Below are 8,726 nucleotides of genomic sequence, written 5' to 3'. Positions count from 1 at the left end.
CCGGCCGCGCCCACGCCGACCGCCTCGCCGCGCTGGACGCGGACGCGTGGGCGGCGCTGCGGCTCGCGGCCGGCTGGACGCGGGCGCCCGGCGCCGGGGCGTCCGCGCATGCGGGCACGCGAGCGGCCGGGGGCGGCGCCGCGGGAGCCGGGAGGCAGGTGCGCACCCCGTGAGCCAGACCGTCGACCGCGCCCTGAGCATCCTGCCGCTGCTCGCCCGCGGCCCCGCCGACCTCGGCACGGTCGCCGACGAGCTCGGCGTCCACAAGTCCACCGCGCTGCGCCTGCTCCGTACGCTCCACGAGCACGGCCTCGTGCACCGCCAGGGCGACCAGCGCTACCGCCTCGGCGCGAAGCTCTTCGCCCTCGCGCAGGAGGCCGCCCTCAACCTGGACGTGCGCGAGGTCGCCCACCCGCACCTGATGGCCCTCAACGAGAGCTGCGGGCACACCGTGCACCTCGCCGTGTACGAGGAGCGCGAGGTCCTCTACATCGACAAGGTCGAGAGCCGCTACCCGGTCCGCATGTACTCGCGCGTCGGCAAGGCCGTGCCCATCACGGTCGCGGCCGTCGCCAAACTGCTGCTCGCGGACCTGCCCGAGCCGGAGCGGCGCGCGCTCGCCGAGCGCCTCGACTACCCCCAGTACACGGCCCGTTCGACGCCCGACGCGAGCGCGTTCCTCAAGGAGCTCGCCGTCGTGCGCGACCAGGGCTGGGCCACCGACCTCGGTGGCCACGAGGAGTCCATCAACTGCGTGGGCGCCCCGATCAAGGGGCCCGACGGACGGGTCGTCGCCGCGATGTCGGTCTCGGCCCCGAACGTCGTCGTGAGCGCAGAGGAACTCCTCGGCCTGCTGCCGCAGGTCCGCCGCACCGCGGACGCCGTCAGCAGGGAGTACGCAGGCACCACACCACCCAAGGAAGCATGAGGATGAGCGACAAGACCGCGCTGACCCCCGCCACCCACACCGAGCCGCCGGCGAAGTTCTCGCACGGTGTCCGCAAGGGCAACATCCTGCAGGTCGCGGGCCAGGTCGGCTTCCTGCCGGCCGTCCCCGGCCAGCCTCCGACGCCGGCCGGCCCCACCCTGCGCGAGCAGACGCTCCAGACCCTCGCCAACGTCAAGGCGATCCTGGAGGAGGGCGGGGCGGGCTGGGACGACGTGATGATGATGCGCGTCTACCTGACCGACACCGGCCACTTCGCCGAGATGAACGAGATCTACAACGCGTACTTCGCGGAGCAGGACCTCAAGGCGCCGCCGGCCGCGCGTACGACGGTCTACGTGGGTCTGCCCGCCGGGCTGCTCGTCGAGATCGACGCGCTGGCCGTCCTCGGCTGAGCCCGGGCGCGCGGCAGCGCCGCCGGGAGGATGCGGCGGCGCTGCCGGCCCCGTGGGGGAATCACGGGGGACCCGGGGGCGGCCCGTGGTCGGACCCTTCCGGGCCCCACCGGCCCGGCCGGAACCCCGGCCGGACCGCGGCCGCTGCTACGGCAGGGCGTGCACGTGCGGGCCCACCGAGTTCGACCAGGCGTTTCCGGCCGAGGCGTCCCAGTTGGTGGACCAGGCCATCGCGCCGCGCAGGCCGGGCCACGTCGTCGACGGCTTGAACGACCCGCAGCCGGTGCCCTTCGTCAGGCAGTCCAGCGCGTTGTTCACCACCGTGGGGGAGACGTAGCCGCTGCCCGCGCCGCTGGTGGACGCCGGCACGCCGATGCCGACCTGCGACGGCGCCAGGCCGCCCTGGAGCTGGATGCAGGCGAGCGCGGTGATGAAGTCGACCGAGCCCTGCGAGTAGACCTTGCCGTCGCAGCCCAGCATCGAACCGCTGTTGTAGTACTGGGTGTTGACGACGGTCAGGATGTCCTTGACCGCCAGCGCCAGCTTGAAGTACTCGGTGCCGGTCGACTGCATGTCCAGCGTCTGCGGCGCCATCGTCAGCACGAACGAGGACCCGGCCTTGGCGGCGAGCTGGTGCAGCGCCGACGCCATGTACGTCGAGTTGACGCCGTTCTCCAGGTCGATGTCGATGCCGTTGAAGCCGTAGGTCTGCATCAGCGAGTACGCCGAGTTCGCGAACTCGCTCGCCGAGGCCGCGCTGTTGACGGAGACCGTGCCGTTCTGGCCGCCCACCGACAGGACCACGGACTTGCCCGCGGCCTTCTTCGCGGCGATGTCCGCCTTGAAGTCGGCGGCCGAGGAGTAGCCCACCGCCGGGTCGAGGGTGAAGCCGAGCTGCCCGGGCGTGCTCGTCGCGTCGGCGAAGGACACCGCGATGATGTCGTACTGGGAGGGCACGTCCCGCAGCTTCTGCACGGCGGCGCCGTTGTTGAAGTCCTGCCAGTAGCCGGTCAGGGCGTGCTTGGGCACGGACGGGTTGGTCCCGCCGCCGGGCGGGGTGGAGCCGCCGGAGGGGGTGGTGACGCTGACGGCCGCCGACTTCGCCGACTCGCCCGCCGCGTTGGTGGCGCTGACCTGGAACTGGTAGGTGGTGTTCGCGCTCAGCCCGGTGACCGTCGCGGACGTGCCGGACGCCGACTGGACCTTCGTGCCGCCCCGGTAGACGTTGTAGCCGGTGGCGCCGGAGACGGCGCCCCAGCTCAGGTTCACGGAGGACGCGGTGGCGCCGCTCGCGCTCAGCCCGCCCGGCGTGCCGGGAGCCTGCTGGCCCGGGTCGCTGCCCCCGCCGCCGTCCGGGCCGACGAGCGTGACGTCGTCGGCGACGTACGCGGACTGCCCGTACCAGCCGTGCGTGTACACGCTGACGGACTTCGTGGAGGCGCCGGTCGTGAAGGTGGTCTTGAGCTGCGTCCAGCCGGAGCTGTCGGGCGTCCAGGTCTGCACGTCGCTCGTGCCGGTGCCGGTCGCACCGAGGTAGGTGTAGCCGCCCTGCACCCAGGCGCTGAGCGTGTACGTGGAGTTGGGGGCGACGGCCACGGTCTGCGCGCACTGCGCGAAGTCCTGGCCCGCGGGCGTACCGCGCAGCGCGGACGAGCCGCCGTGCACGGGGGAGGAGACCACTGCGGCGCTGCCGGCCGCGCAGGACCAGTTGGCGAGCCCCGACTCGAAGCCGCCGTTCTTCAGGACGTTGACGTCGGCGGCGTGCGCCGTGCCGGCGAGCCCGGCGAGGCTCAGGGCCCCGGCCGCGAGGGCGGCCACGGCGGGGGCCGCGGCCCTGCGGAGCCGGGATCTGTGTCTGGTGCGTTCCACGTGCTGCCTCCGGACGGGGGTGGGGATGGAGGTGCGGAGAGGGAAACGGTGGCCACCGCCTGTCCGTAAGCTGGTCCAGACCAATGAACTTGTCAAGATGTCGCGGCGAACTCCGCGGCAACGGGCCGGGCGATCGGGGAACGGCGAACGCCGCCCGCGTCGGCGGACGGCGTTCGGGTGCGCACCGCACCCCGCGCCGCGGCGCGGGAGGGGACGGCGCACGGTCCGGGCCGGGCCGCGCGCGGCCGAAGGGCCCGGCGGCCGCCCGCGGGCGGCGGGATTCAGAGGCCGTGCACGTGCGCGCCGACCGTGTCCGACCAGGCGTTGCCGGCGGACGCGTCCCAGTTGGTGGACCAGGCCATCGCGCCGCGCACGCCCGGCCAGGTCGTCGGGGGCTTGAAGGAGCCGCAGCCCGTGCCCTTCGTGAGGCAGTCCAGGGCGTCGTCGACGACCGAGGGCGCCACATAGCCGCTGCCCGCGGCGCTGGAGGAGGCCGGCACGCCGATGCCGACCTGCGAGGGGTCGAGGCCGCCCTGGAGCTGGATGCAGGCGAGGGCGGTGATGAAGTCGACCGAGCCCTGCGAGTAGACCTTGCCGTCGCAGCCCAGCATCGAACCGCTGTTGTAGTACTGCATGTTGACGACCGTCAGGATGTCCTTCACGGCGAGCGCCGTCTTGAAGTACTCCGCCGACGTCGACTGCATGTCGATGGTCTGCGGCGCCATCGTCAGCACGAACGAGGACCCGGCCTTGGCGGCGAGCTGGTGCAGCGCCGACGCCATGTAGGTCGAGTTGAGGCCGTTCTCCAGGTCGATGTCGATGCCGTCGAAGCCGTAGGTCTGCATCAGCGAGTACGCCGAGTCGGCGAACGCCGAGGCGGAGGTGGCGTCGTTGACGGAGACCGTGCCGTTCTGGCCGCCCACCGACAGGACCACCGACTTGCCCTCGGCCTGCTTCGCGGCGATGTCCGCCTTGAAGTCGGCTTCGGAGCCGTAGCCCACGGCCGGGTCGAGGCTGAACGAGAGCTGCCCCGGGGTGGAGGTCGCGTTCGCGAACGCGACGGCGATGATGTCGTAGCTGTCGGGCACGTCGGCGAGCTTCTGGACCTGCGCGCCGTTGTCGAAATCCTGCCAATAGCCGGTGACCGCGTGCGCGGGGACGGCGGCGGCAGAAGCGGCCTGGGGGGTGGGCGCGGCCTCCGCGGCCGACGGCAGGGCGAACGCCGTGGCGGCGGCGGCCAGTACGGCCACCGCGAGGGCGGCCCTGCGCGGGAGTGAGGTGAGATGCACTGCGTGGCCTCCGTGGGGGGAGAGCTGTACGGACCGGGCCGGTGGGGCCGGCTGGTCGGCCGGACGAGCTGAACGAGCCGTAGGAACGGAACTGGCGGAACGGGTCGTGCGGGTGGAGCGAGGTGAACGAGCCAACAACATGTGGGGGGCAAGCGATTACAAGCTGGTCCAGACCATTGCGTGCTGTCAAGGGTTCGTACGCGAACGGGAAGAAGGAAAGAAGGAAAGAAGGAGAGTAGGGACGAGGGGGAGGGGTGGGGAGGCGAGGAGGCGGTGAGCAAGGAACGGGCGGGGAACGGGAGTGGGGAGAGGATGGAGGCGGCGGAGGAGGGCGACCCCGGGGGACGGGCGGGAAGCCGAGTGGCCGCCCGGCGGCACGCGCCGGGTCCGGCCCCTGGAGGCGCCCCGCGCCGCGCCGTACAGTCGGTCGCATGGCGGACGACAAGGACCTCGACGTATCGGAAGCGGACCTCACGCACCTGGTGAGCGGCCTGAGTTCCATGCGCGACCACCTGGGCGACCAGGTCCGCCGCATGACCACCCTCGTCGACCGGATCGAGGGCGGATGGCAGAGCGACGCCGGCGACGGCTATCGCGGCGTCCATCTCCGCGTGGCCGAGGACGTCGTCCGCGTCGGGAAACTCCTCGGCGTGGTCGAGGAGGCCGTGCGCCTGAGCCGCGACGGCTTCACCGAGCAGGAGTCCGCCACGCTCCGCCGCATGAACGAGGAGGCCGAGCACGTCGACGCCGCCGCGGGTGCCCAGCAGCTCATGCGGGCTCCGCACAGCCGCATCCTGGACATCTGAGCCGGCCGCCCCCTCGCCGTGCGTTCCTCCGCGCGCGGCCCCTCCCGCCGACCGGTCGGCTCCGGCCACCCTCCGGCCAGGGCCGCCCTCGGCGCATTGTCCGGTACGCCCCGAAAAGTTTGGCCAGCCATGTACGGACGGTGCCATGGGCGCTCCGAAAAGTGTTCACTGTGCCCCTGGTCGCGGATAAAGTGCTGAGGCAGGAGCGAACACGTACAGCGCCCAGCAAGAGTTGCGTTGAGCTGCGACGGCCGGGACGCCGGCGTCCGGAGCGGAACGGGGAACAAGCGTGCCGACCGCAATCGCCGTCACCAGCCCTGATCTGGTGTTACCGCCCACCGACCGGCAGACCCCCACCGCCGTCGTCCTGCGGCCGCCCGAGAGCCAGTCGCTGGGCGACGCCCTCTCCGAGACCCAGCTGCTGCTCGAACACCACGGCTACCTGGTCGTGCTCTACCCGGCCACGCTGCCCGCGGCCCACGAACGGCGCCTGCACACGGTGCGTTCCCTGCTGGAGAGCGGCCGGATCGCGCTCCTGCGCTCCGAACTGCCGCCGCTCGCCCTCGGTGTTCTCGTCCGGCAGCTCCGGCAGCTGTCCGTCTGCGACTTCAGCCCGGGCGTCGTCGCCTCCGCCGCCCGGCTGCTCTCCCACTACCTGTACGCGGGCGCCGTCCTCGGTTCCGTCGCGAAGCTGGACCGGGTGCCCGTGAGCCTCAAGTCCCACGCCAAGTCCTGGATGCCGGGATCGCAGTTCGCGGTGCTGGCCGCTCCCCGCCCCGCCCTCGTGCGCCTCGGCTCCGGTCGGGACGGCAGGGCCGCCAAGGATCCGAAGGGCCCTCCCGGCCCCCGCCCGCCCGGGTCCTCCGAGGCGGGTCCCGGCGCCGCCCCCGCGGCCGCCGGATCGGGCGGCCGGGAGGCGGAGCTGCTCGCCGGACCCGAGTTCGCGACCGAACTCCTCGTGGCCCGGGGCCAGCTCGCCAGCGACTGGCCCCAGGACGTGCTCGCCCCGGCCTGGCAGGTCGGCGCCGTTCGGGAGTGCCCGCTGCCCGACGGCTCCCCCGAGTGGTGGGGCACGCCCCGCGCGGTCGAGTTCGCCGCGTACCTGCCCGACATCACCGTCCTCTACCAGCTCGTCTCATCCGTCCGCCGGGAGGTGTGCTCCTGGTGCGGGACCGAACTGATCGGTGACCGCTGCTGCTTCTGCTCGGCGGCCATCACGCCCCAGGAGGTCACCCGGCGCGTCGCGGGTGCCCTGACCCGAGGAAACCCGTCATGAACGCACGGCAGCGCCGCGGCATCCTCCTCCTGCTCGTCTCCGTCCTGTGCGCGATCGCCGCGTTCGCCGGCGTGCTGGTGGTGATCGGGGACGTGGACTCGAAGGTCGGCCCCGAGGTGAGCGCGTACGAGCTCAAGCAGGACGTCGCGCCCTACACGCCCCTCCAGCAGGGGCAGTTCACGAAGGTGAGCATGCCGAAGCGGTGGCTCTCGCCGACGGCCGTGACCGACCTGTCCGCCGTGGACGGGAAGATAGCCGTGACGCAGCTCAAGAAGGGCTCCCTCCTCCAGAGCGACATGATCGTGCCCAAGCCGGCCCTCGCGGCCGACGAGGAGGAGATCGCGATCATGATCGACGCCGAGACGGGCGTCGCCGGGAAGATCACGCCGGGTTCGCGCGTGAACATCTTCGCCACCTTCGCGGGCGGCCAGGGCAGCGGCAAGTCGGGCGCCGACGAGTCCCGGATCATCGTGAGCGACGCGCGCGTCATCGACGTCGGCCGGATCACCGCGCTCCAGCCGAAGAACAACGACGACCGCGCCCTCGGGCCCGAGCAGGCCGTCCCGATCACGTTCGCCCTGAAGACCGAGGACGCGCAGCGCGTCGCGTACGCCGAGTCCTTCGCGGAGCACGTACGGCTCGCGCTGCTGCCGGACGGCAGGTCCGTGCCGCCTTCGCCAGGCCAGGACGTGTACACCCTCGGAGGCGACAAGTGAGCGCACTGGTGAGGAGCCCGGGCCGCCCGGCCGCCCGGCCGCCGGCGCGGTGCCCGCTGCGGGCCCCCGCGCGCGGGGCACGCGAGGGGCGGGCGGGGACGGCATGAGCATCCGCATCCTCCCGGCGGTCGCACACCCCGACGCGGCCCGCGCGCTCGCCACCCTGCTCGGCCAACTGCCCGACGCGGAACCGGCCACCCCGCTCGGCGACTCGACCACGCTCGTCGACACCCTCGCCCGGCTCGCGGCCGACCCCGCGGGCGGGCTGCCCGAGGTCGTCCTCGTGCACGAGCGCATCGGCCCGGTACCGGCGCTGGAGCTCGTGCGGGAGATCACGCTGCGCTTCCCGGCCGTCGCGGTCGTCCTCATCACCTCCGAGCCGGGCCCCGGGGTGTTCTCAGCCGCCATGGACGCGGGCGCCCGGGGCCTCGTCGCGCTGCCGCTGTCCTACGAGGAGCTCGCGCAGCGGATCCAGGCCGCGGCGGCCTGGTCGGTGGGGGTGCGCCGGCATCTCGGGCAGGGCGGCATCGAGGTGTACGGGGGGCCGGGCGGACGAGTCGTCACGGTCAGCGGCGCCAAGGGCGGGGTGGGCGCGACGGTCGCGGCCGTCCAGCTCGCGCTCGCCGCGAACGCGTCCGGCATGAGCACCGTGCTCGCCGACCTGGACCTCCAGGCCGGCGATGTCGCCTCCTACCTCGACGTGCAGTTCCGCAGGTCCGTCGTCGACCTGTCGGCCATCCAGGACATCTCGCCCCGCGTGCTGCAGGACGCCGTCTTCCAGCACCACACGGGCATCGGCCTGCTCCCCGCCCCGGCGGAGGGCGAGCGGGGCGAGGAGATCAACGACCGCTCGGTGCGGCAGATCGTCAGCGCGCTGCGCAACCGCTACGAGGTCGTCGTCCTCGACTGCGGCACCCAGATGAACAGCGCCAACGCGGCCGCCATCGAGATGGCCGACACGGCCCTGCTGCTGACGACGCCCGACGTCGTCTCGGTCCGTGCCGCGCGCCGGATGGTGCGGCTGTGGGAACGGCTCCAGATCCGCAAGGCGGAGGGCACGGTCACCGTCGTCAACCGCCACGTGCGCAGCGCGGAGATCCAGCCGGCGCTCGTCGAGCGGATCACCGGCACGAAGGTCGCGAAGACCGCGGTGCCCGCTCACTTCAAGGAGCTGCAGGCGGCCGTCGACGCCGGGCGCATGCAGGACCTGGAGGCCAAGTCCACGGTCAAGCAGGCGCTGTGGGCCCTCGCCGGGGAGATCGGCATCGTACGGGCCGCGGCGGGGGAGGAAGGGAGCAGGAACGGGCGCGCGAAGGGCGGCCGTGCCGGACGCGGTGCCCTGCTGCGCGGTGACCGGGACGCGGACGCGCTGCGGCACGGACGCCGGGCGCCGTGAGCGCGCCGGGGGCCGGGGAGGCCGCGCGGAGCG

The 8,726-nt window shown here is 73.1% G+C and carries 8 protein-coding genes; 6 read left to right on the top strand and 2 right to left on the bottom strand.

Annotated elements, in window-relative coordinates; translation table 11 throughout:
- Window positions 1-169: 169 nt before the first annotated feature.
- Both L1885_RS18405 and L1885_RS18400 read left to right on the top strand, forming a co-directional pair.
- Window positions 170-928 carry an IclR family transcriptional regulator gene (locus L1885_RS18405; RefSeq protein WP_235798227.1) on the top strand — a complete coding sequence of 253 codons (759 nt, stop codon included), beginning with the start codon at window positions 170-172 and terminating at the stop codon, window positions 926-928.
- A 2-nt stretch (window positions 929-930) separates the two neighbouring features.
- Entirely contained in the window at window positions 931-1,341 is a 411-nt protein-coding gene (locus tag L1885_RS18400; protein WP_235798226.1) for a RidA family protein, read from the top strand.
- A 147-nt stretch (window positions 1,342-1,488) separates the two neighbouring features.
- On the opposite strand, the gene L1885_RS18395 is transcribed toward L1885_RS18400, so the two are convergent.
- Together L1885_RS18395 and L1885_RS18390 are read right to left on the bottom strand one after the other, a co-directional pair.
- The gene (locus L1885_RS18395; RefSeq protein WP_308117345.1) at window positions 1,489-3,210 is read right to left on the bottom strand and encodes a chitinase; all 1,722 of its coding nucleotides are present in this window, start codon (window positions 3,208-3,210) and stop codon (window positions 1,489-1,491) included.
- A gap of 281 nt (window positions 3,211-3,491) precedes the next feature.
- Window positions 3,492-4,499 (bottom strand): chitinase, encoded by a 1,008-nt coding sequence (locus tag L1885_RS18390; RefSeq protein ID WP_372481973.1) that lies wholly within the window; start codon window positions 4,497-4,499, stop codon window positions 3,492-3,494.
- Window positions 4,500-4,930: 431 nt separating this feature from the next.
- Here L1885_RS18390 and L1885_RS18385 point away from each other — a divergent pair, with 431 nt between their 5' ends.
- From L1885_RS18385 to L1885_RS18370, 4 genes are all read left to right on the top strand, one after another.
- Window positions 4,931-5,305, top strand: coding sequence for a WXG100 family type VII secretion target (locus tag L1885_RS18385; protein WP_235798225.1), 375 nt, complete (start codon window positions 4,931-4,933; stop codon window positions 5,303-5,305).
- Window positions 5,306-5,594: 289 nt separating this feature from the next.
- Entirely contained in the window at window positions 5,595-6,581 is a 987-nt protein-coding gene (locus L1885_RS18380) for a hypothetical protein (protein ID WP_235798224.1), read from the top strand.
- Window positions 6,578-7,297, top strand: coding sequence for a Flp pilus assembly protein CpaB (gene cpaB / locus L1885_RS18375; RefSeq protein WP_235798223.1), 720 nt, complete (start codon window positions 6,578-6,580; stop codon window positions 7,295-7,297). The genes L1885_RS18380 and cpaB overlap by 4 nt, the downstream gene beginning before the upstream one ends.
- 103 nt (window positions 7,298-7,400) lie before the next feature.
- Window positions 7,401-8,693: a CpaE/TadZ family protein gene (locus L1885_RS18370; protein ID WP_235798222.1), complete on the top strand. Its 1,293-nt coding sequence runs from the start codon at window positions 7,401-7,403 to the stop codon at window positions 8,691-8,693.
- Window positions 8,694-8,726: the final 33 nt, after the last annotated feature.

This window comes from Streptomyces fuscigenes, from assembly GCF_021556455.1.
Lineage (GTDB): Bacteria > Actinomycetota > Actinomycetes > Streptomycetales > Streptomycetaceae > Streptomyces > Streptomyces fuscigenes.
Note: the sequence above shows the minus strand (reverse complement) of the source record. Positions and strands in the feature narration are given on the sequence as shown.